The sequence below is a fragment of the Oceanobacillus saliphilus genome (genome assembly GCF_023522835.1).
Taxonomy (GTDB): domain Bacteria; phylum Bacillota; class Bacilli; order Bacillales; family Amphibacillaceae; genus Oceanobacillus; species Oceanobacillus saliphilus.
The window spans coordinates 282208-305580 of record NZ_JALCZU010000004.1; the positions used below are offsets into that span (position 1 = coordinate 282208).

General features: G+C 39.0%; 14 protein-coding genes, 14 tRNA genes and 1 rRNA gene. 2 read left to right on the forward strand and 27 right to left on the reverse strand.

Annotated elements, in window-relative coordinates; translation table 11 throughout:
• Positions 1 to 151: 151 nt before the first annotated feature.
• The 3 genes from MN204_RS09465 to MN204_RS09470 all read right to left on the reverse strand — a co-directional run bounded on the left by MN204_RS09465 (position 152) and on the right by MN204_RS09470 (position 1300).
• The gene (locus tag MN204_RS09465; protein WP_249870838.1) at positions 152 to 430 is read right to left on the reverse strand and encodes a hypothetical protein; all 279 of its coding nucleotides are present in this window, start codon (positions 428 to 430) and stop codon (positions 152 to 154) included.
• A complete protein-coding gene (locus MN204_RS21275) occupies positions 412 to 537 on the reverse strand; it encodes a hypothetical protein (protein ID WP_306798644.1) in 126 nt (41 codons plus the stop codon). The genes MN204_RS09465 and MN204_RS21275 overlap by 19 nt, the downstream gene beginning before the upstream one ends.
• A gap of 151 nt (positions 538 to 688) precedes the next feature.
• Positions 689 to 1300 carry a TetR/AcrR family transcriptional regulator gene (locus MN204_RS09470; protein ID WP_249870839.1) on the reverse strand — a complete coding sequence of 204 codons (612 nt, stop codon included), beginning with the start codon at positions 1298 to 1300 and terminating at the stop codon, positions 689 to 691.
• A gap of 373 nt (positions 1301 to 1673) precedes the next feature.
• Between MN204_RS09470 and MN204_RS09475 the strand changes: the two genes are divergently transcribed.
• Positions 1674 to 2900, forward strand: coding sequence for an alpha-hydroxy acid oxidase (locus MN204_RS09475; protein WP_249870840.1), 1227 nt, complete (start codon positions 1674 to 1676; stop codon positions 2898 to 2900).
• Between the two features lie 211 nt (positions 2901 to 3111).
• Positions 3112 to 4776: a GMC family oxidoreductase gene (locus tag MN204_RS21500; protein ID WP_249870841.1), complete on the forward strand. Its 1665-nt coding sequence runs from the start codon at positions 3112 to 3114 to the stop codon at positions 4774 to 4776.
• A gap of 228 nt (positions 4777 to 5004) precedes the next feature.
• Here the strand turns inward: MN204_RS21500 and MN204_RS09485 are convergent, their stop codons facing one another.
• The 24 genes from MN204_RS09485 to rrf form a co-directional block, all read right to left on the reverse strand.
• Positions 5005 to 6420, reverse strand: a complete 1416-nt coding sequence (locus MN204_RS09485; protein WP_249870842.1) for a M20/M25/M40 family metallo-hydrolase — start codon at positions 6418 to 6420, stop codon at positions 5005 to 5007.
• Between the two features lie 426 nt (positions 6421 to 6846).
• Positions 6847 to 7902 carry a YkvI family membrane protein gene (locus MN204_RS09490; protein ID WP_249870843.1) on the reverse strand — a complete coding sequence of 352 codons (1056 nt, stop codon included), beginning with the start codon at positions 7900 to 7902 and terminating at the stop codon, positions 6847 to 6849.
• A 14-nt stretch (positions 7903 to 7916) separates the two neighbouring features.
• Entirely contained in the window at positions 7917 to 9023 is a 1107-nt protein-coding gene (menC, locus tag MN204_RS09495; RefSeq protein WP_249870844.1) for an o-succinylbenzoate synthase, read from the reverse strand.
• Positions 9023 to 9835 carry a GNAT family N-acetyltransferase gene (locus tag MN204_RS09500; protein WP_249870845.1) on the reverse strand — a complete coding sequence of 271 codons (813 nt, stop codon included), beginning with the start codon at positions 9833 to 9835 and terminating at the stop codon, positions 9023 to 9025. The genes menC and MN204_RS09500 overlap by 1 nt, the downstream gene beginning before the upstream one ends.
• Entirely contained in the window at positions 9832 to 10968 is a 1137-nt protein-coding gene (locus tag MN204_RS09505) for an amidohydrolase (RefSeq protein ID WP_249870846.1), read from the reverse strand. Before MN204_RS09505 ends, MN204_RS09500 begins: the two co-directional genes overlap by 4 nt.
• A 4-nt stretch (positions 10969 to 10972) precedes the next feature.
• Entirely contained in the window at positions 10973 to 11842 is an 870-nt protein-coding gene (locus MN204_RS09510) for a MurR/RpiR family transcriptional regulator (protein WP_249870847.1), read from the reverse strand.
• Between the two features lie 1065 nt (positions 11843 to 12907).
• Positions 12908 to 18148 (reverse strand): DNA phosphorothioation-dependent restriction protein DptH, encoded by a 5241-nt coding sequence (dptH, locus tag MN204_RS09515; protein WP_249870848.1) that lies wholly within the window; start codon positions 18146 to 18148, stop codon positions 12908 to 12910.
• On the reverse strand, positions 18129 to 19505 hold the full coding sequence (gene dptG / locus MN204_RS09520; protein ID WP_249870849.1) for a DNA phosphorothioation-dependent restriction protein DptG: 1377 nt from the start codon (positions 19503 to 19505) through the stop codon (positions 18129 to 18131). Before dptG ends, dptH begins: the two co-directional genes overlap by 20 nt.
• A 1-nt stretch (position 19506) precedes the next feature.
• Positions 19507 to 21273, reverse strand: coding sequence for a DNA phosphorothioation-dependent restriction protein DptF (gene dptF, locus MN204_RS09525; RefSeq protein ID WP_249870850.1), 1767 nt, complete (start codon positions 21271 to 21273; stop codon positions 19507 to 19509).
• Positions 21274 to 21514: 241 nt separating this feature from the next.
• Positions 21515 to 21598 (reverse strand) — tRNA-Leu (locus tag MN204_RS09530).
• Between the two features lie 7 nt (positions 21599 to 21605).
• A tRNA-Cys gene (locus tag MN204_RS09535) sits at positions 21606 to 21679 on the reverse strand.
• Positions 21680 to 21689: 10 nt separating this feature from the next.
• A tRNA-Gly gene (locus MN204_RS09540) sits at positions 21690 to 21764 on the reverse strand.
• Positions 21765 to 21767: 3 nt separating this feature from the next.
• Positions 21768 to 21842, reverse strand: a tRNA-Gln gene (locus MN204_RS09545).
• Between the two features lie 14 nt (positions 21843 to 21856).
• Positions 21857 to 21929, reverse strand: a tRNA-His gene (locus tag MN204_RS09550).
• 11 nt (positions 21930 to 21940) lie between these two features.
• Positions 21941 to 22011, reverse strand: a tRNA-Trp gene (locus MN204_RS09555).
• A gap of 27 nt (positions 22012 to 22038) precedes the next feature.
• Positions 22039 to 22123: transfer RNA gene (locus tag MN204_RS09560), tRNA-Tyr, on the reverse strand.
• A gap of 21 nt (positions 22124 to 22144) precedes the next feature.
• Positions 22145 to 22217 (reverse strand) — tRNA-Phe (locus tag MN204_RS09565).
• 37 nt (positions 22218 to 22254) lie between these two features.
• Positions 22255 to 22331: transfer RNA gene (locus tag MN204_RS09570), tRNA-Asp, on the reverse strand.
• Between the two features lie 93 nt (positions 22332 to 22424).
• A tRNA-Met gene (locus MN204_RS09575) sits at positions 22425 to 22501 on the reverse strand.
• A gap of 43 nt (positions 22502 to 22544) precedes the next feature.
• Positions 22545 to 22620 (reverse strand) — tRNA-Val (locus MN204_RS09580).
• 6 nt (positions 22621 to 22626) lie between these two features.
• A tRNA-Glu gene (locus tag MN204_RS09585) sits at positions 22627 to 22701 on the reverse strand.
• A 17-nt stretch (positions 22702 to 22718) separates the two neighbouring features.
• Positions 22719 to 22810 (reverse strand) — tRNA-Ser (locus MN204_RS09590).
• 3 nt (positions 22811 to 22813) lie between these two features.
• Positions 22814 to 22888 (reverse strand) — tRNA-Asn (locus MN204_RS09595).
• 107 nt (positions 22889 to 22995) lie between these two features.
• Positions 22996 to 23111, reverse strand: a 5S ribosomal RNA gene (rrf, locus tag MN204_RS09600).
• Between the last annotated feature and the right edge of the window lie 262 nt (positions 23112 to 23373).

Genomic DNA, 23373 nt, shown 5'->3' on the forward strand with positions numbered 1-23373 from the left:
CACAAGGTTTTACTAATAAAAGATTATCCAAGTTCCCTACCATTAACGGACTCCAAGCTTTTTCTTACAGGTAGGGAAGCAAGATACACAGCCCTTGTTTTCCAATTATTAATGTACGATCAACAGTTAACGCGGATCTGTAATAACCACTTTAGAACCAGAGATCAGCGAGCAGCTCCATCGATCGCTTCCTATCTTCCGGATCGTAGGTGTATGTCACAACAATCAGTTCATCGGCCCCACTGCGCTCCGTAAATTCTTCCAATTTCTTACGTACTGTTTCCGGAGAACCGACCGCTTTGATGCTGAACATCGATTCTATACGTGCCCTTTCCTGTTCTGATCCTATTTCTTCAGGATTCACAGGCGGCTGCAGTAATCGCTGTTTTCCGGTTTGAATATCAATAAATATTACTCTGTCGTGGTCCAAAGTCTTTGCGCTTCCTCATCCGTTGGAGCAACAAGCACGTTAATCACAGCCATGACATAAGGTTCTTGTGCCATTGGTGCTGTCGATTTGAATGCCGAACGATCCAAATCAATCTTCTCTTTATAATTGTCCGTGGTAAAATGCGAGGCAATGGAAAAAGGAAAACCCAGTTGACCAGCAATCGAGTCACATCACCATAATGGGTCTTTATGAAGTTATGCGTTACATAATATTTTTGTTTTCATTATATTGATAACCCTAAAACCTACTACCGATGCTATTGGCGCGAACTTTAGGAGAATATGTATTATAAATATTAATTAACTGTTCGGATATTTCTACTGGCGATTGTGCGTAATCACTCTTAATCCATTCTAAAATAAGGCCAAAAATTCCATAAGTTCGATATGTAATAAAATTAGCATTATTAATATCAAACTTATGACCACTTACAAATATAATTTCCTCTTGAAATATGTTTCTAATCGTCTCAACAATCTTATCTTGGAGACCTGGTATTGACTCAGATTCTTTTAGTAAGTCAAATGAATCTGAGTTTGCATAAATATATTGAAACACTTGGACAGAGGAAGGTGAAAGACTATCTAATTCCAAATGTCCAAACTCTTTAAAAGGCTGGTAAAAGGCTTTTTGAAGCCCATTGATCATTTTCTCAATTATTTCATTAGTTAAATCCTCCTTATTTTTGAAATGAGCATAAAAAGTTGCCCTATTATAATCTGATCTTTCAACTAAATCCGTGACAGTTACATTTTTGTAACCTTTTTCCTGTATCAAACTTATAAATGCTTTTATAAATGTTAGTTTTGTTCTTCTTACTCTTCTGTCTAACTTATTATTTGTAATCACAAAGATTCCTCCCAAAAATTTAAATATTATTTCAAACAAAACAAGGAAAACTGTTGCTTATATGTACAAATATTCGGAATTTACCGATTGTAATGCCTTTTTAGATTGGTATAATTATATTTAGTAATAGATTTTGAAAAAATTGGTAAATAATTCAAAACATTAGTTTTGGGTTTAAATCATACGCTTAATATGTAAGCGCTTTATTTTGTGGTGAAATAAAGAACAAATCTATTATATCAAACTTTATGTCTATACATATTGTACAACATAGCCAGATGCGGGATAAAAGATGGATTGATATAGGTTGATTAGTAGTATTATATCACAATGATAAGTGCTAACAATAATGCAAAATAGGAGGAAATATCTAATGAAGAATATTCCAGCAAAGATTCAATCCGTCAATGATGCGCTCTACTACGCCCGAAAGCGTGTTCCGCGGGGAATCATGAATTTCTACGAAGGTGGGAGTGGGGCCGGTGTTACCGCACGGCGAAACGAAGAAGCTTTTACTGAAATTGAATTTCTTCCACGGGCTGCCACCTTTAATCGCACCAAAAAAATATCTACCACGGTACTCGGACACGAGATATCTATGCCCGTCATGCTCTCATCCGTCGGCGCTCTTCGTGCCGGCCATGTAGATGGTGAACGAGCAGCAACACGCGCAGCTGGTACTGCAGGGACCATCCAAATTGTCAGCGGTGTGAGCACTACATCGATTGAAGATATTATGGCAGAAGCAACTGGTCCAGTATTTCAGCAGTTGTATTTCATTAAGGATCGTGATATGACTGTCAGAATCATTGAAAGGGCAAAGGCTGCTGGCGTGCATGCTCTCGTCCTCATCGCCGACAGTGCCGCTCCCAATCCGCCTTTCGAAATTCCACCGAACAGACGTGCTTCCCCACCGATGGGCGTCAATTTTAAGGAGGTGATGAAGTTTGCACCACAACTGTTCACCAAGATCCCGTGGGCATTCGACTTCTTACGTAACGGACTTAAGGAGCCCATGGCCGAACTGGCAGTTGAGGAAAACGGAGAAGTCATGAAGTGGTTCGATGCCGCTTCACAAATATTCGATCCAACGCCGACCTGGGAAGATCTAAAATGGATTAGAGAGATTTGGGATGGTCCAATTGTAATGAAAGGAATTGTCTCTGTAGAGTCAGCCAAACGAGCAGTAGATGAAGGCGTTGACGCAATTATTGTGTCGAATCATGGTGGCAATATGCTCGATACCACGATTTCTTCAATTGAGGCACTTCCAAGCATCATCGAAGCGGTTGGTGACAAGATCGAAGTTTACATGGACGGCGGAATCCGTCGCGGAACTGACGTAATCAAGGCTTTGGCTCTTGGTGCACGCGCAGTCTCACTGGGTCGTGCCTATATATTCCCACTCATGGCTGCAGGAGAAAGCGGCATCGATCATATTCTCACCCTCTTCCGCTCACAGATTAACGATGCTCTTGGTCATCTCGGAGTGGAATCCATCGACGAGCTCGATCCATCCATCCTTAAGCTACCACCTCACTGGAGGAAAAGTCAGTGGTCTGAGGGGCTTTTGTCGAACACAGCACAAACAACGAATTAGAATTCATGTCAACTCATACTAAAAACAGCACCTCCCTTTCAGAGATACCTAACTGATTTTGGGAAAGAATCTTATGTTACACCTCAGCGTAAACAGGCGATAAAATGAAAACTAACAAAAGAAATGAGACAGAAAAAAAGAATACAATCACAAATTAATCCATTCATATTTTACTAGATAACAAAAATTATAATTTTAGGAGGAGAAATATGTGAGTAAATATGACTTTATAGTAATTGGTGCTGGATCTGCAGGTGCTCCCTTGGCAGCTCGTTTAAGTGAAGACCCGAATAAAACTGTTCTACTAATCGAAGCTGGTCCGGATTATCCAGACAGTGAAGAATTCCCACAAGACCTTCTAAATGCTAGCCACATGTCAGGAGCTGTCCCAGGACATCCAAATAACTGGGGATATACGGCTAATTTAACTCCTGAATTACCGTACTCCGTTCCTAGGGGAAAGATTCTCGGTGGTTCTTCATCATTAAATGGCTGCTATTTTATTCGAGGCACTAGGGCAGACTTCGATCGTTGGGTGGAAGCTGGCAATACGGAATGGTCATATGAAAAGGTTCTGCCATATTATATTAAATTAGAAAATGATTTGAACTTTGGCGATACAGAGATTCATAACAGTAAAGGACCTGTGCCAATTTATCGTGAAATCGAAAATCCTTATGGCATATCGAAAGCATTTTATCAGGCTTGCAAAGATCTTGGATTTTCTTATGAAGAAGATAAGAACGCTGATGGAGAACCTGGTTATGGTCCAGTTCCGCTTAATGCAGTGGACGGTATGAGGATTAATACAGGACTTGCTTATATTAATCATAACAGAGATCGTAAAAACCTATTTGTCAGTGGGAATACATTTGTTAGAAAAATAGAATTTAATGATAAAAAAGCAACCGGTGTTGAAGTCGAAAGAAATGGTGAAATTGAAATTATTCATGGAGATCAAATTGTTTTATCTGCAGGAGCTTTTAATACGCCGCACTTACTAATGCTTTCAGGTATTGGACCAAGCGAGGAATTAACAGCTGTTGGCATCGATACGATCCATCATTTGCCTGGAGTTGGTAAAAAGTTCTCTGACCACCCTGATATCCAAATGAGTTATAAACCAAATCAAGTGCCTGGTCCTGATGAGCAGAGAGATAATCTACAGGTTGTATTAAACTTCACTTCAGAGGGGTCAGAACATCCGGGAGATTTGGAAATTATGCCGATGTTTAAACCGTTTGGTGAATCCATGTTGGGAGCTTCTGGTTCCAAGTTTAAGGGAATTACAGATATTCTTCGAAGACCAAACCAGACATTAAAGTCAATGAAAGGAATTTCAAAAAAGCGCTTCTTACAACAGGCAATGCATCAGGGAGATATGATGGTTGCAATAGGTGTACAGTATTCTAAAGGCAGGGGAAATATCACGATTACTTCGAAAGACCCACATGTATATCCTAAAGTAGATTATCATTATCTAGAAAACGAATATGACCTAAGCAGATTAAGAGAAGCTATGCGAACTACAATCAAATTATTAACTAGCGATGCCTTTAAACCCTATTTCAAAAAATTGACTGAAATAGATCAAGCAACTTTAAATGATGATGAAAAGTTAAACGCATGGTTACGCTCCCATCTTGCTACTGCTATCCATGCAAGTGGAAGTGCAAAAATGGGGCCGAGTGATAATCCGGAAGCAGTAGTCGACCAGTATGGCAGGGTACATGGAATGGAAGGTTTATGGGTTGCCGATACTTCTATCTTTCCAATGGTTCCATCAAGAGGACCAGCTGCAACAGCAATAATGGTTGGAGAAAGGATTGCAGAGTTTATTAAACAATCTGCAATGGATAAAGCAGGAGTAAATTAATAAGTTTTCATATTTTTAGATGACTTTTCCAAATTTTATGAGCTAGAGTAACAGGAATATCAGAATATCAAAAAGCGTGATTACACGAGTGCGTTAGCCTTAGCGGTGAACCAGAGTTCCTATCCCTCTAGTTCTCCATTTGATAATAGCAGTGTCTGGAGTAAAACAATCTGTTTCAGACACTGCTATTATCCACTATTGATCTATTTAATTTAGGTTTATGTCTATCTATTCAACATAGACTGCTTCATTCAGTAAATAATCTCCCTCATTCATACGAACACCTTGATTCCGTTTGCCTTTAGGCGTTTCCTTACGTACAACATCATAAATAGCAGAACCGATAAGTTCACCTGCTTCTTGTATTCGATCCTGACTGATTTTATCAATTGTATCGAATGGAGTGTGGTACCATGGTTCTAATGATGCAGTTACAGGTTCTCTTCTAATAAAATTGGCTGCATCAATACCTGCTTCGTAAAATGCGACGTGATCTGATGCTCCTCGCTCAAAAAGTACGATGGAATCATTTCCTAATCGTTGGGCAGCATCACTAGTAGATTGCCAAACTAGATTTGGTGCACCGTCTACTACATTGACAAACAAGGCAGTTGCCTCTTCCCAGTTGGTGCCTACCATATCTAAATTAAAATTTGCAAGGCTTCTATCTAATTCATCATTAGAAAGCTGGCTAACATAATACCGGGACCCGACTAGTCCTATTTCTTCTGCACCAACAAACACAAAGCGGACCTCTTTGTCAGTTGCATAGCCTTTCATAATTCTTGCTAATTCTAGAACAACAGATGTTCCGGAAGCATTATCATTGGCTCCTGGTGCATACGGAACGCTATCATAGTGCGCAGTAACATAGACGATATCATGATCATTGGCGGGTTTTCCCTTAGGTTCCTTGACTGCAATAATATTTTGTGATGTCTGATTGGTAATTTCACTTATTTTAATTGTGGCTGTTACCTCTTCAGATTCCATCTTCTCCAAAAGTGATTCTCCATCCTCTTTTGTAATGGCGACTACTGGAATAGAGGCTGAGTTCCCACCTAAACTCGGTGTTGGAGGAACAAGGCTATCTGTATTATCATAAATGATCACTCCGGAAGCACCGGCTTCTGTTGCATTATTAACTTTTTCCCAGAAAGAGAAGTCTCCCCTTTCAATTAAAGCGATGTTTCCGTCAATTTCATCTGGAAATCCACTCGGTTCGCCTTTTCCAGAATGGTACACATAACCGAATGTTCCTTCTTCGGTAGTCGATGAAGAACCTGTCGCAATTCTGATAGCAAATTCACTCTCTTCAGTAGAAGTGTTTAACTGACCTTGCAACCGATTAGCAATATCAAAAACTTGTTTACTGACTTCATACCCATAACGCTGCAATTCTTGTTCAATGTAACTTGCTGCTTCCTTTTCCTGATTCGTGCCTGCAACTCGTGGACCAATATCTTCGCTCAAATAAGAAATGTGCTCCATTGACCTTTCAGATTCAAATCTTTCGGTAATCTTTTTATCAAATGGGGATCCGGTGTGTCCAGTATTTGTTTGTGATTTTCCAGCAAGAACTGGTATCTGAACCATCGAAAATAATAAAGCAACGATAGCTAAAACAACTATATGTTTTCTCATTTTTAAATTCCCTCCCTTTCGTATCGTGTGATAGTTTGGTAGATTTATAGAGAAATCTGTTGTAAAAATCTAGTAATTTATAATTAAACATCCCTCCTACAAATGGTATGTATGCGCTTTCAACTATGTTTATATTAAGTATAATAATTACTATGGTTAAATCAATAGGACATTCTTCTTGTTTTGATTAAACAACAAGTGCTTTAATACCAGAAAATAGATTTAGTAGGTGGTGGGGGACTGACACCATAACTTAGATCCTGTCATTGGTGGTAAATTCTAGTGACCGTAATCACATTAGGTTAGAAAATCAAAAATGAAGCATTCTTATTTCTATCTGTGTCAGCCTAAAGCTCACAATCATCACTAAAAAAGATATGATTCCCAACACAATGTGGGGATCATATCTTTTCATTCCGTTAAGATTTATTGATAATTGACTTTTCCTTTTTTTATCCATGCGATAACTGCTGCGATAATTAACGCAAATCCTAAGTAGCCCATTGTTGAATATACTTCACCAACAAGTGTAGTAAATCCTACAAGACTTGCGACAAAACCAAGTAACCCGATAACAACTACGGCTGGTTTATATAATTTACTATCAGGTGCGATGAACCTTACAGTAAAGGAGTAGAACATACCTACTGCAGTATTATACATCATACCGAGCAGTGCAATGGCCATTAATATGCCTATAGCTGGATGGATCTGATTTGCGAGTGCTAGTGTTGGCATGTCAACACCAGCTACCACATCAATTCTCACTAACATCCCAATATGAATCAGGATAATCAGTCCTCCTAGCATGGCGCCACCAAGAATACCACCCATGCCAGCAACTTTACGGTCTTTAACGCCTCCACTCATCACAATTAATAATGCTGCACCGGCTGCCAGATTATATGACACATAAAGAAAAGCACCTAGAACCCAGTTGTTTGTAGCAGAAACCTGTTCTTTTGCTAAGGTGTCAGCTTCAGCCAATGATAGATCCATTGTAAAGATAGAATAGATTAAAATGATAAAAATAATAGTGATTAAATAAGGTGTTATCATTGCAATGATACTAATAATCTTTTTCGTATTTAATAATAGCGTAAGAATGGTGAGTGTTACCATGATGATACTCCCTACTCTAGTATCGATGCCGAACATTTGCTCAAATGTTGACCCAGAGCCTGCAAACATAACAACCGCTACACCAAATAAGAAAAATGTAATTAAGATATCTAATATTGTTCCGATATACCGGCCACCAATATGATAAATAACGCCTTTATGTGATGTTGCTTGTAGGTCTGTTCCTAGCTGTGCAAATGTGTATCCTAAAAAGATGAATAGGATGGTAGCAAGAATTCCTCCAGCCGTTCCCCAAATGCCAAAGCTAGTGAAGTATTGCATGACTTCTTGCCCTGAGGCAAATCCAGCTCCAATAATGAGTCCGACAAAGGCACTACCGATTTGAAAACTCTTTTTCATGCCGCCAACCTCCCTTATCTGTAATCTTTCTTAGCTATGGTATATGCTTCAACTGTTTCCTGGTCTACTTCATAACCAATGCCTGTTGTTTGTGGAACTTTAATATAACCGTCTGTAGCGACAACTTCAGGGACGATAATATCTTTTTCCCAGTAGCGACTTGAACCAGCCGTATCTCCGGGTAAAATAAAGTTTGATAATGTTGTTAAAGCGACATTATGGGAGCGACCTACACCTGATTCCAGCATGCCACCACACCAAACTGGAATACCATTTGCTTCACAATAATCATGGATTTTCTTCGCTTCAGTTAACCCTCCGACACGACCAATCTTGATATTAATAATTTTTGTACTTCCTAGCTCAACGGCTTTTCGTGCATCCTCTAGAGAATGAATACTTTCGTCTAAACAAATCGGCGTTTTTAGTTCCTTTTGCAGCTGTGCATGATCGATAATATCATCCGATGCTAATGGTTGTTCAATCATCGTTAGGTCAAATGCATCTAGTTGTTTTAAGAGGTCAATGTCTTCTAAGTGATAAGCTGAGTTTGCATCAGCCATAATTGCTACATTTGGGAAATTTTCACGTAATGTGCGCATGACGTCCACGTCCCAGCCTGGCTTGATTTTCACTTTAATGCGCTTGTAGCCTTCCTTCACATAGCCATCTACTAATGCTACTAACTCTTCAATAGACTCTTGAATTCCAATACTGATTCCAACTTCAATTTTGTCCTTCGTTCCACCCAAGGCTTTGGCGAGTGATTGATTTGTTTGTTGTGCATAAATATCCCAAACAGCACCCTCAAGCGTTGATTTTGCCATGTTATTTTTACGAATTGGGGCAAAAAGTTCATTCACTTCATCTGGATGGTTTATTTCTTTATTTAAAATAAGAGGAATTAAAAAATCTTCCAGCATATGCCAGTTTGTTTGCAGTGTTTCTTCGTTATACCATGGTGCGTTAAATGCCACAGATTCACCCCAACCAACGGTACCAGCTTCATCAGTCGCTTCCAGTAATAAAAATTCCTTCGTTGTAAACGTTCCAAAGCTTGTTGTGAATGGAGCTTTTAACTTCATTTGTAAATGACGGATTGTAATTTCTGTGATTTTCATTATTGGTCTCCTCCAAGATCTAATGTATCTTTTTTTACGAAAATGTATTCACCATAGTTTTCATGGGATTTTAAATGAACGGCCACATATCCTGCTTTGAAAAGGTTTTGGAATTGCTTGCGTGTTTGTAATCTCCAGTCCATCGCTAGCTCTTGGCTTGCTGCTTTTAATCCTTGAAAATCCTTTGGTACAGCCATGGAATAGGCATCCTCTGTTAGTTCGGTTATCTCGTCAGCAACAAAGATAGGTAATCCTGCATTATTAAATGTTAATGTACTTAAGCTCACAGCACTTTCTATGTTTGGCAACTGTTTTTCAACTACATGTGGGCTTGTTAAATGCCAATGGATTTCAAAGCGATCGGATGGGAGGCCTTTATTGAAACCGTCCTGCATCTCACCATAACAATTTTCAAGATAGGTATCACAAATACCATTCAGTTTGGTTAAATTTAGATAAGCATTACGTGTTTCAAGTGGATCGTATGTCCACTGCATCCTGTCATAACCTTTTTCGATCGCCATTTCACGTTGCTTTTGCTTAAGCATTTCACCGATGCCTTTTGAACGGTAGGCGTCGTCAATCCCAAGCATATGGGAGCATAAATAGCTTTTTCCATGATGAAAACCTGCAAATCCGTAGCTAAATCCAACCAATTGCTTCCCGTCATAAGCACCAACCATAATTCCGCCATTTTTAACTGCTGTTAGTGTTTGATGTGTTGGAATGGTGTCAATTCCCCAAACTTTCCGTTCTAGCCCTTGTATTTGTTCCATTTCGTCCATCGTTTTTAGTTCTCTGCTTTCAATCATGAGTCTTCTCTTCCTTCTACTTGTTGTAATGCGATTACTAGTGCTTGAGCTATTATTTTTGCCCCAGTTGGCAGATGTTTTTGATTAAATGTCATTTTTGGATGGTGGAGTCCTGGTGTAACACCATAGCCAAGGCCAAGCATCGTCGTTTGAAGCTGGGGTTTGGAATAAGTGTAAAAATGGAAATCCTCACCACCCGGTGTCACAACTTCTGGTGCGCATTTGTCATTACCTACCACGTCGATAATTGCTTGTTTCATAATGTCCTTTGCTGTGTCATCAACCTGGGCTGCAGCAATATGAGCATCTACTTGATAATCAATCGAAATACCGTATAGCGTACCGACAGCTTTCACTACTTTTTCAAAACCATTTGTCAAAGCTTCCATTGTTTCGTTCGTTTGAGCACGGGCATCAATACTAAATGTTGCACTGCCTGGAATGATATTGATCGCCGTACCACCTGCTTGTATTTGCGTCATTTTGATAGAGGCTGACTCTGTGGGGCTAATCCAAATTCGCTTGAGCCCATCAGTCAGTGCAGCTGCTACTTCAATCGCGTTCACACCCTGCTCAGGTCGGGCTCCATGTGCTTCGACCCCATCTATTTTCCCAGTAAAATGCTTCGCTGCTCCATGGTGTAATGCTGGTGCATATGTCCCGTCTTGTAATTCGATGAGTGGTCGTACATGTGCCCCGAATAGAAATTGTAGGGAATCCACTACACCTCTTTCTACAAGCAATTTTGCTCCTTGTGCCTTTTCTTCCGCTGGCTGGAAAATGATGCGAATTGCTCCTGGTAGTATAGGCTCTAATTCTTTCAATAAAAGGATGGCGCCAAGTGCAACTGTCATATGGCCATCATGCCCACAGGAATGATTTGCTTGGAATGTTCCATCAACTTCTTGCCAAAGGGCATCAATATCGGTTCTGAATCCAACTTTAGGAGTACCTTTTCCAATGTCTACATACAATCCAGTCATATTTTCAAAGGTTTGGGGTTGGAAGCCTTCTTCTTGGAGAAGCTTTACAAGATACGCAGTTGTTTCTACTTCCTTCCAACTTTCTTCTGGATTCTCATGCAAATGCTCAAAGATTGGTTGTAATCTTTTTGCTAATTGTTGTTCTGTCATTTTTTCAACTCCATTTTTCTGCAATAAAACTATTATTAAAATCATCGTAATTCACGCGTTGCTTGTTGTAATAGTTTGGATCAACTGCCATTATTCCCGTTACTAATAAATTGAGAAAGGAAATAAGTGCTGGCATTAGATCAATCGTTGATGTCTCTGTTTGTTCTAATATAAAAGCATAGGAACAATGCTTTTGAATCGGTGCTAGTTTAGAATCTGTAATAGCGAGCACTGGTATACCCTGTCCATGAAGTAATTCAGCTATTTGAATGGGTTCTTTATAGTAACGATGTTGGGATATCACGATGACGATAGACTCTTCATCTATTTCCTGCAGTGTCCGAATTAATTCTGGTGTTTCTGTTCGAATAAACGAAACGTTTGGCCGAAGTATATTCAACGTAAAATGGAGCCATTGGGCAGGAAACTGCGATGCACCCGCTCCAATAATATAGATGCTTTTTGCTTCATGTAATTTATGTGTTGCCTCATAAAATAATTTCCTGTCAATTTGTTCAGCAATTCTGTTAATTTTGGAAATGTCTTCGCCCATTGCCTTTTCAATCAGACTTTGGTCATTGAAAAGTTCTCTTTTAGAAGAAAGGTAATTACTAAGTGTACTGACTGTAGTTTGATTAAATACAAAAAGAGTAATCTCTTTTTGCAGCTGTGCAAAGCCCTTGAGTCCAAGCGTGTAACAGAAGCGGATAACCGTTGTTTCACTTGTACCAGCCTTCTCTCCAACTTCAGCTGCAGCATGCGTCCCCACAAAAGTCGGATTATTTAACACGAAACTTGCTACTTTTTGTTGCTTCTTTGATAGTGCATTAAAATGCATTTCAATCCTGTCTTTAATTGTTTGCGTATCCTCCAAAAGAAGTCTCCCCTTTAATTTATTTAAAAAGAAGTTTAAACTTCTTAATACCTTATCATAAATCAAATAGGAGAACAAGTAATTTTCAGAAAAAAGGTGGACGGTACATGATTGCCCCGAAGACAGTGAAGGGAATGGCGTCGTATCTTGGGGTACATCTGATGCGGAGTATAATATAGCAAAAAATGGTATGGGGCTTTTTCAGATGAACTATATTAAAAAAATAATGCGTTCAAAGATTACTAGGCATTCAATGACGTACCATCAGCGGCAACCCTGCTGTGGCACACGATGAAAAAGTACAAAAATTTGTGACTATAATGGTTTTATATCGCTTGATAAAACGCGTAACAGGCACTTTTTGGAATTTTAATAAACCGTATCATAAGTAAAAGAGGCTTATGAAAGTAAAAAGGATGCCTTAACTTAGATGGCATCCCTTTTCGGACTAATCTTATTTTGTATAGTTATCGAAATAACTTTGCTGCTTTAGCATTTATTGTTGGAGCATTTGGAAAAGCCATGACAAGCGATGTTGCAGTTGTCTTCTTTTCTTTTAACATATTTATACAGTAGGTCCCGAGTGTCTTAACGATTACGTTTTAAACACCCATGACCTATTCACAATTGGCACCAAAAAAGGGTAATTAAAAAATCGCTGTATAACAGCGATTACCGTTGGCATTACTTTTGATAACGGTGGTCGGCGGTTGACAGGCTTAGTCCCCCCGTCTCACTAATACTTTAATGCAGCCGGGGTCTGACCCTTTTTTTTAGACAAATTAATTAAAAAAGGAATCATTCTTGTACTTCTGTCTAAAGGAACTAGGATTAGTTCCTCACTCCGTAATAGAAACGAATAGAAATGAAGTGTTCTAGTTTAGTTGCTATATATCTTTTATTAATAAAAAGGCCAGTCTCTCACTTTGCTAACGTCTTAGCGAAAGGAGAGACTGAGCCTGAAATATACGAATTTAATATAATTCCAATCTGTACTTTTTCATAAGCAGCATGCAAACATTACCAGTTCTTTTGTTTAAAAGCAACCAAGATTAACCTTTTATTCTACCGATCCCCCATAGGTGGAACCTTAACAATGTGATACGCTGGATTTCCCATGGATTGATCCTCTCTCGCAAATTGACCGAGAACCAAGCACTGACCTTTACGTAACATTCGTAGTTCATCCGGAGTTGCATTGCCAATACGACCAGCTAATACACGTACTTCACTTTCTGCTGGATTAAAGTAAATCTTCGTACCAGCATTGTCTAAAATAGAAAGCTCATCCTTAGAAAAGTTATTAAAAGTTTGCGTGGCGAACCATGCAGACCAACCGAATTTTCGACCTTCACGTAATATCTTGGCTGCTGGTGAACCATCCACGAAGCTGAGATTCTGTGCTTCATCTAATATAACTGGGATTGGCTTATCTTTTGAGCCATTTTGTGTAAAGTACCATATATCCCATAAAATAAATTCTGCCATGAGTCGTTTCAATTCATCTTGGTCATATCCAGCAAGTTGGATGACCGTAACATTTCCACCAGGAGCAAAATATTCTTCCCATTTATTGTTCGATTCATAGTCAAACGGATCAATATCGACAAATTGCATAATCCTACTTGTAATGGAACTAATCACCGTGTTCGCAAAACCGTCTAATTCTTCTAGTATTTCTAAAAGATGTTCCATTTTCATCTTGTCGTCATACATTTCGATTCCCTGCTTGACCGCTTTATAAAGGGCACTTTTTTGCTGTGGACCAAATGATCGATAGACAGATCCGAATACATCTACTACTCGACGGGCAACCTCGGTTGGTTTTTCTTTGCTGACCAAGCCTGCTACCTCTTTTTCACGACGAAGAAACGGATTTAATGGAAAGCCTTCATGATAGACAATTCTTTCTTGGAAACGATCACCCAATGAGTTTAAAAACTTGGAATCTAATTGGGTTCGTGTATAACTACTAGAATAATCTACTACAACCGCAGACTGGTTTGTCCGTGATAAATCCCTTAATAGAGATTGAATAAAATACGTTTTCCCCTGACCTGATCTTCCGCCAATGACAAGATGTCGATTCGATAATTGCCCATGAGCAAACTCCCAGTAAATAGGTACTTGATTTTCATAACCAATTAGTGGACGTGTAGGTTGAGCTTTCTTTTTCTCTATCTCGTTTGCATCAGTAGAATATTTTTCATTCGTATCATTACTTTGTCCAGATTCGTTTGGATTAGTAGATTGATTCTCTACTTCGGGTTCATCTGCATCTATGTCAGACTTAACTGTAAGAACAGATTTTTCCTTATCATCGTTACTTGAATAATCGCCTCTCGTTTCTGCAACTAATTCATCATCGGCTACTGTACCAGTAGTTGTAACGTAAACTCTCTCTGGTTGTTCTTCCTTATTCTTCATTAACTCGTTCATTGGTTTCGCTAACGTTTCATAGCCACTTTGTTCCGGTAATTCCATCACAATGACTCCGCTACGACGCTCTTTCACTTTCAATTGTGCTCCTTTTCTAAAGGATATCACCAAGCCATAACCATAATCTGCCTTCAACGAATCCACAATTTCAAATTCATCATTCAGCAATTGATCAATGACCTTCGGAGAAAGATGATAGTCTTTTTCTGGCCAAACTTGGTTATCGACCATCTTGACAGCATTATTAATGAATAAGCGGGTAAAGAAATTACGTAGAAAACGTGCATCAAAGGTATCCTCTTGAATTAACTGCTCATTCAAGCGATTCTTTAATTCTTTAACTTGACTAATTCCTTTTTCAATAACCCCCGAAGCGTTTAAACCAATTTTCACTTCTACAGGATACATGTGAATTTGTAAAGCCGTATCGGTCTGCTCTAATCCCATCATTAGTAGATCATCACTAACATTTCCACGTTTTCCAATCATCTTTCCAGAGAAAATGCCATCCTTCTTACTTAATCTCACTCCACCAGCTACTCGAACAATCTCTTCCATCGAAATAGGGACCCACAAGATTTCCGGATGGTCAAAATGGATAAGAGCATGTTTAATCGCAGAAACCACACTCATTTTCTCCCGCTTATCGTGGGAACGAGCTTGAACAGCACGTAATAGCCATTCACCATTAAAGGTATTAAATAATCGAATAACATCTTTAATATGACCGCTAGAAACAGAGACATCCTGTGATTGTAGGAAATCATGGATAACATTGAAATACTGATTAGACTTATCCGTTACCGTAATGGCATCATAGTGATTTGAGGAGGAATGTTGGTCACTGTAATGTACAATCACTAGACTATCTGACGCCTCCTGGAAATATTTCAAATCCACTACTGGATCAATAAAGGTCAACCAATGAGAATGACTGTACAACTGTGATAGATATTTCTCATCTTCCCCACTAATATGAACGGCAAAGGCAACATTCTTAGTATATGGATTCTGTCCTCTATCTGTCATATTTGCTGCAAGTTCATTCATCTTCACAGCAAATCTACTTAGTAAGGAACGTTCCGCATTGCTTTCGCCTACACCAAAACCAACTCGGTAACCACCATTCTCTGTTTTAGATGAAGTAACGGTCGTAAACAATCCATTTAAATTCAAGCTACTTGGTGCATCCTTCACTATCTGTTTGACAACTTCTTCTTCTGTTTTCATCTTATAGAAGGTAATATGACTATATTGAATTGGCTCTGTTATATGTCGTTTGGAATAACGTAATACTTGTTGAATCGCGCGTAATACATCTTCCGCAAAATAATCGTTCATCGCAAAGCTAATTCCTAACTGGTCCTCAATTTCTGTCACATTACTTCCATCATTTAACGCATCAAATGCACTAAAGCCATCCAGGTCTTGTCTATAGGCAATAATTTCGATTGGTCTTAATCTAGTTAACGTTTTATCTTTGATAATCTGTTTCTTTAACCACTGAACGATACCCCGTAATACTTCTCGATCATTTGGTATATTAATGACATTTAGTAGAATCGAAGCATTGGAATCTAAAACAAATAAATAATCATAGTGATCACTAAATTGATCTAACTTTTCTTCTATTACCTGAGCTAGATACGTATTCGTTTCTCCTACCGTTACTTCTTCACTTGGAAGGAATGCATGCCATTCTGGTAATCGATTCGCCACATCTGTAGTCGGTTTAAACAATTCGCCTTTTTCCGTTACAAGATAAGGTAACGTATAGACCGCATTCATCTTATTAAGGATATTCGTATCTATTTTTTCTCCTTGACTCTCTTCGTTAATCTGTAATTGATACGCCACATTTAACGGAGAGAATGGTGTCATGTAGATAACTTTCCCATCTCTTACGCAACCTAAATAGAACAGGGCTCTCTCTTCATTGGACATGATTTGTTGATCCCCTATGTTTTCAATGGCGTCAATATAGGCTTCTACATAGGTTTTCGCTTTTTCACGAAGGGTATCAGAGTAATAGATTAAAGATGGAATCGTTCCTGTCTTCTCCATCTCCTCTAAAAAAGCATCATACGCATCCGCAACTTGTTCTGGTAATGGGATTTCCTCTGGATCCAATTCGCGTAATGTAACAGAAGCTTTTCTCACGCGCTGATTCAACCATGCAAATTCCAATCTAAGAAATTTGCGCTCTTCTTCAAAGGTTACATATGGCAGATTATCAATTTCCACTCGTTTTGCTTCTTGGTCAATCAAGAAGGAGCTTTGTATGGTTCGTTTTTTCTCCCAGATTTTTGTACTGCTTATTGGTATCGTCTTTAAGACATCATCCGCCACTTCAATCGGTAGTTCAACGTTCGGTCTTACTATCGAAAATCGAATGCTTTTCTCATCTTCATCCAATAATCCAGGGCTAAATTGAATCGTGGCTCCGTTATCAACCTTAATTGATTGACCTTGTTCCTTTAAATCAACCTCTGTCGATCCATCCCCCAGAACAAGGCTTTGATTCTCCAATGTTAAGTGTAACGCTTGTTTCTTTTTAGAGGTCGCAACCACTTTATAAGATGTTCGATATACTTCAAAAAAGGCAGCATCACAAGCTACTACCACGATATTAAACGAATATTTTCCACTCGTTGTATTTTCATGATTATAGACGACTCGGCCAAAAGTAGATCCTTCACTTGCAAGTTCTAATTCTGCAATCACCGAATGTCCACTCGTTCTTGCTATTTTTTTACTAGTTGAATTGAGGAACTCTTTCTTTGTATTACGATCAAATGGGAAGCTAATTTCTACTTCTTGACCTTCTTGATATTCTGGATAAAAGATTAGAATACTCCAGTTCCTTTGTCCTGCTGCTGTGTTGGAGTTCGGCCGTTTCCATAATTCTAATGTTTTGGTTTCCCCATCTACTATTTTTATTTTTGCTTTTATTTTTTCCGGATGAAATTCAATGGCACGCTTTTCTTTCGCGGCTTCTTTCCAGTTTTCAATATCCGAAAAATCAACAGTAAACCAATCATCTTTATTTAGCTTCGAACTTCCTTTATCAAAGGTTTCCTCCAGCTTTTCTTTCGGATTACCTAAGGAACGTAACCGCTCAATCTCATCAAATTGGTTACTATTATCCGTTAACCGTTTGTCAATTTGATTCTCTAACTTCTTCCATTTCCCTGAATTCTCTGGTTCTATTTCCTGTTGCTTCACCAGTTCTTCTAAGCCAGAATCATGAAAATACTGTAAGGACCTATAGTCTTCATTTTCTAAATTCCCTTTGTTTACGAGGGATAGGGCATCTTCAAAGTCTAAGAAAGAAGAGTTTTCTAAATGATGATTCGCTTCCATTTCCTTCAAATAATGGGAAACCACTCTTTGTTCCATCGGAGTTAATGTACTATTATGTAACATCTCCTCTAGGTTTCCTGCTATTTGGCTAACATGTAATGGTAAGCCCTCTCCCGTTAAATCACGACTACCACCACGAATGGAATCATTAAGCGTATTACAAAGTAAGATGAGGGAAGTATTTTTCCACTCCCGTTTTTGCTCACTCATTTCATTTCGCAATGTCACTAGAAAATCAATATTGGTATCATCATTCGTTGTGGCAATAACATAGTTAATGTCACCAAATCTTAGAGCAATTGTCTCATAAGGTTTGGACCCCTTATCATGTTGATACGTAAATAGCTCGCTATTCGCTTGCTTTTTTAAGGCTTCGAATAAATTCGAAATAATTGTTTCTGTTGGCATATATAAAAAGTACCGATCTGTTTTATTCTTAGATGCTTCTTTTTGGAAAAAGGAAGTCATCTGGTCACTAATATAATCATAAAATGGTCTTAACATATTGAGCATCCCCACTATCGCTTTTCTTTTCCATGTAATTTAACTTATCTAAAACCTTGACCACTTCTTCTTTCGAATGATGATCTAACCAAACACCACGTTTTTCTAGTTCCTCCCATAATTGTTTTAACTCTATCCTATCCTTTGTAATCGAAACCGCTACTAACAGTAATAGTTGTTCCTGTGATAAGGACAGAATCGTACCGAGTGAACCACCATGCTTGCGGAAGAATTTCGAGATAATGGCTTCAAACGCTTTATAATAACGAGAGTTTACTTCGTTTGATACGCCTTTTCTAATAGCAGCAATAATATCTTGAAATGCCACATCTAATGTTTTATTCTCTGTATACTTCTCTACATCAATATTAGTGTTTACTTGGTATACTTCAGATAGCCATGAATAGATCGATTCAATAAATTGTTTTTCCGCTTCCGGTCCTGCCTCTCTCAGCTTTTCTTTTAAATCATGGTAAAACTGATTATTTTCCTTGGAAAAAGTATTCATTCCTAAAATGTTTAAGGCATGTTCATGGGCAAAGAATCCATCGATTTCATTTAATAACATTTTATTGCCATATCGATAGCTATCCCGCCACTTTGCAGCTTTTTCCCATTGTAAAATATAATAAACAGGTTGCAATTCATCTTGATTAAACGCTGTTACTTTGTTTGTCTGTAAGATGAGTTGGGACATCGCTACAAACGTATAATGAACGAATAGCATGGATAGATTTCCAACAAGAAAACTAGGATTCTTAGCCAAATTCTCTAAATCTCTAATAAACTGTTCCTTTAATTCAGGAAATAGACAATGATAATAGTTCGAACTTTTCTTCTGTTTGGCAGAATCGCTAACGGATAAATCAAGAATTTCTGTAATCAAGTCGGAATCATCATGATGTTGTAATATCTCTTTTATCTGTTCTGCATTATCACGGATAAACGTATCGAAAAAGAAATGAATTAAATCAATTTCCCCTTTTTGTTCTTTCACATTATCCGTTAGTGGAATCCTCTCCAATTGTGATAAGGATGTAATTTTTCCTTCCTTTAATTCCTTTACTTGATCTTTTAAGAAATGGGTAAAGAGCGTTTTACTTTCCTCATCCTGAAATTTCCCACTAGCAACGATATCCTCTATGATGTCATCATTCGACTCTACATGGACATTTTTCCCATTCACTTTACGTATTACGCCACCGGTAATTGCCGAATAACCTCTTTCAAATTTTGCACGTTCTGGTTCCCTTGTTGGCAATGGAAGCACATACGTTACGGAACGTCTTCGAAATGTATATTTTCCATTTTTATATATGAATTGATCAATCTTATCTCTATCTAATAGATACTCCATGTTACTTCACCTTTCCAACTTCAAACTTCGATTTCGAGAAACGAGGCTTTTTCACTTCCAATATGGTCCCATCATGACGATGAACAAGTAAAACGTTCGTTTTTTGATCAGCAGATTTGATGATTCTATCATGAAATTCAGAGAACTGTAATGCATCTTGAATGTCTTGTCGATTTGGTCGATATCCATTACGAATCTGCTTCAAGAGGGCATATAATTTATAATCCAATTCAAATAAAAAGGCCTCGCCTTTTTGACTAAACCCTATTCTTATCGAAGGTGTAAATTGTTCTACCTCATCTTGACCTTCAGATGAACCAAAGACTTGCTCATCTACCTCTGGTTCCAGATTAACCTCTACGGCTAATCGAAATGTCTTATTTGGAGAATCCACAAAGACAAACCGATCCTTTGGCGACCCCTTCCATGCATAAACAACCCTTTCTATCAACTCAAATAATCTACCAATCTCATCTTCATCCCCATGGTAAAAGGAGAAAAGAAAATGAACATATTCACGATAGACCTCGTCATAATTTTTACGGAATAATAAGGCATGCTGACGAATGAATAATCGTGCATATTCCATTTGATTCTTCTGCTTGTGCATGGTATTTACCTGTTTCCAAGCCCCAATCGCCATATGTTCTCCAAGTTCCTCTACTGCAAAAGCTAGCGGATCTGTTTTTAATAGAAATTCACTTACTAGTTGATCTGTCGTTTCCAGTCTTCTTCTCAATGGATCAATTTCATTCAGTGCTGCAAGTAATGGCGAACGATCCGGGTGTCCATAAATGAGATTTGGTAACATGTCTTCCCCTTTAATAGAAGCATCATCTTTCAATAATGGATTGTGGACAGGAACGATAATCTCATATAAAAAGTTATAAAAGGCACGTGTAGAAATAAATACCTTTTTCTTAATCATTACCTCAATGAGTGATTGTACAATGGATTCTTTCACTTCATTATGCTGTAAGAAGAAATAATTATAATGGGCAGTCGTTTTTATCCCGTTCTCCTTATCTTCTAACCAACTACGATAAAAAGGGTTATTTCTATCTGGATTCGTAACCTTATCCATTAATTCTAAGAAAAATGGCGATTTCGGCCCTTCCTTTGTTAAAACATATGGTTGAGAATCCGCAAAATTAAGCATGTAAAAAGCACCAGCTTGTTTGATTCCATGCTGTCCTTTTTCGAACACACCAGATTCGTCTATAAAATCACATAATGCTTGGAATTTACCAGTATGACGCTGTAAACTATAGAAATTATGCAAGACTCCTAGATTAATAGCGATGACTACATGCTTATCAGGGTGGTTCCCGTCATTAAAAGGAGCTAACACCTTCTCAAGGGTATCTAATGAATTTTTATCTGGATCATAGGATTCGGTTGAATCATTATGGACAACCACATCATGCATGAGCTCCGTATGATGTTCTTTCATATAGGCAAGTAAGTGACTTTTTCCATCACCGACACTACCGCATAATAAAATTAAACTAGGATTACCATTTCCTTTTAGTTGAGTTAATATATTTTCCAATTCTGTTTGAATATCTCTTTCGACATGCATATATGTACGTAAATCTCCAAACGAACTTGCGTTTACAACAGATTCCTTTGAAGATGATTGTAAAACTTGTAAGGTAGCTTCAAACTTACTTTCATTCTCCGTTAAGCTAATCCGGCCTTCTGAATCGGTAGTTACAACCGATTGCTGTGAATCACTTAAGCCTTTCCCAGCTGCTTCAAACTTCATGTTCCATTCTCCTTTTTCAACCTATGTATCTACTATTATATAGATAATTAGTTCTATATACAAAAGAGCTGGGTAATTTGGGAGTAGGAAAATTATTGCTACGCGATATATCATTTACTGATTCCATAGTGCAAAAATTGGTAAGTGATTTTAAAAGCATTTTTTCAGCATATTTCCCGAGAACAAAAAACACCCACAAACATTGGTGTACCAACATTTGTGGGTGTTTTTTTGTTTTAGATACCGGTGGTCGGGGTCGAACCGACACGTCCGTGAAGACACGGGATTTTGAGTCCCGCGCGTCTGCCAATTCCGCCACACCGGCATGTGTATGGAGGCGGTAACCGGATTTGAACCGGTGATAGAGGTTTTGCAGACCTCTGCCTTACCACTTGGCTATACCGCCAATAATTATATGGAGCGGAAGACGGGATTCGAACCCGCGACCCCCACCTTGGCAAGGTGATGTTCTACCACTGAACTACTTCCGCAAATGGCTGGGCCACCAGGATTCGAACCTGGGGTACACGGGATCAAAACCCGATGCCTTACCGCTTGGCTATGGCCCAAAATTTATTATGAGGGCGACCGATGGGAATCGAACCCACGAATGCCGGAGCCACAATCCGGTGCGTTAACCCCTTCGCCACGACCGCCATAATAAAAGCAGGGGTAGTAGGAATCGAACCCACATTGACGGTTTTGGAGACCGTAGTTCTACCGTTAAACTATACCCCTATATATATTTAGATGAAAAATAAAACATGGTGGAGGGGGGCAGATTCGAACTGCCGAACCCTGAGGGAGCGGATTTACAGTCCGCCGCGTTTAGCCACTTCGCTACCCCTCCGAAAATGCTTAAATAAAAAGGTGGCTCGGGACGGAATCGAACCGCCGACACAAGGATTTTCAGTCCTCTGCTCTACCGACTGAGCTACCAAGCCATTAAATTATATTAAATTATGACACTTGTTTTAAAAGTGGCGGTCCGGACGGGACTCGAACCCGCGACCTCCTGCGTGACAGGCAGGCATTCTAACCAACTGAACTACCGGACCATATTAAAATATATTCGTTGTACTCTTCAAGTACTACTGATTTTCAATTAACAAAGAAGTCTATTCAACGTAGTTAATTGAAATGAAATATTTTGGTTGCGGGGGCAGGATTTGAACCTACGACCTTTGGGTTATGAGCCCAACGAGCTACCAGACTGCTCCACCCCGCGATATGGGAGATAAAATATATATCTTGTAAATATAAAGTAAAGATGGTGGAGGATGCAGGGCTCGAACCTGCGACCCCCTGCTTGTAAGGCAGGTGCTCTCCCAGCTGAGCTAATCCTCCATGTGTTGGTGACCCGTACGGGATTCGAACCCGTGATACCGCCGTGAAAGGGCGGTGTCTTAACCGCTTGACCAACGGGCCAATAATATAAGTTATAATGGCGGAGAGCGAGGGATTCGAACCCTCGAAGCCGTGGTAACGGCTTACACGATTTCCAATCGTGCTCCTTCGGCCACTCGGACAGCTCTCCATATGGCTCCACAGGTAGGATTCGAACCTACGACCGATCGGTTAACAGCCGATTGCTCTACCACTGAGCTACTGTGGAATAATCCAATAATGAAAATCTATCTCGGTAGTCCAAACATGAGTTGCTTGTCCTAGCAGCTAGATATTTCAGAGCATCTCCATCATTATATGTTAATGAATGGAATTGCCTGGCGGCGTCCTACTCTTGCAGGGGCAAAGCCCCAACTACCATCGGCGCTGAAGAGCTTAACTTCTGTGTTCGGGATGGGAACAGGTGTGACCTCTTCGCTATTGCTACCAGACCTACAGGATGTAGGTCGTTCTGTGTTGTTCACAAATCCTTTCGGTGGGACGAGTAATCGCAGTCCCAGGACGTGAACGGTTTTAACAGAACTTCCTTTACTTGTTTTTTAAAGGACAAGTTATATTATATGCATTTCTAAGATAAAATGCAAGGTTTTTTTAATTTATACCTTGAAAACTAAATAAGAGTAAATCAAGACATCAAAAGAAGTTTAGTTAAGTCCTCGATCTATTAGTATTCGTCAGCTACACGTGTCACCA

What these genes read in the sequence shown, in the direction of transcription:
- menC (WP_249870844.1), bottom strand. Translation starts at nt 9,023, where the DNA reads ATGAAAATCACAGAAATTACAATCCGTCATTTACAAATGAAGTTAAAA.
- MN204_RS09475 (WP_249870840.1), top strand. Translation starts at nt 1,674, where the DNA reads ATGAAGAATATTCCAGCAAAGATTCAATCCGTCAATGATGCGCTCTAC.
- MN204_RS09500 (WP_249870845.1), bottom strand. Translation starts at nt 9,835, where the DNA reads ATGATTGAAAGCAGAGAACTAAAAACGATGGACGAAATGGAACAAATA.
- MN204_RS09485 (WP_249870842.1), bottom strand. Translation starts at nt 6,420, where the DNA reads ATGAGAAAACATATAGTTGTTTTAGCTATCGTTGCTTTATTATTTTCG.
- dptH (WP_249870848.1), bottom strand. Translation starts at nt 18,148, where the DNA reads ATGTTAAGACCATTTTATGATTATATTAGTGACCAGATGACTTCCTTT.
- MN204_RS09490 (WP_249870843.1), bottom strand. Translation starts at nt 7,902, where the DNA reads ATGAAAAAGAGTTTTCAAATCGGTAGTGCCTTTGTCGGACTCATTATT.
- MN204_RS09505 (WP_249870846.1), bottom strand. Translation starts at nt 10,968, where the DNA reads ATGACAGAACAACAATTAGCAAAAAGATTACAACCAATCTTTGAGCAT.
- dptG (WP_249870849.1), bottom strand. Translation starts at nt 19,505, where the DNA reads ATGGAGTATCTATTAGATAGAGATAAGATTGATCAATTCATATATAAA.
- dptF (WP_249870850.1), bottom strand. Translation starts at nt 21,273, where the DNA reads ATGAAGTTTGAAGCAGCTGGGAAAGGCTTAAGTGATTCACAGCAATCG.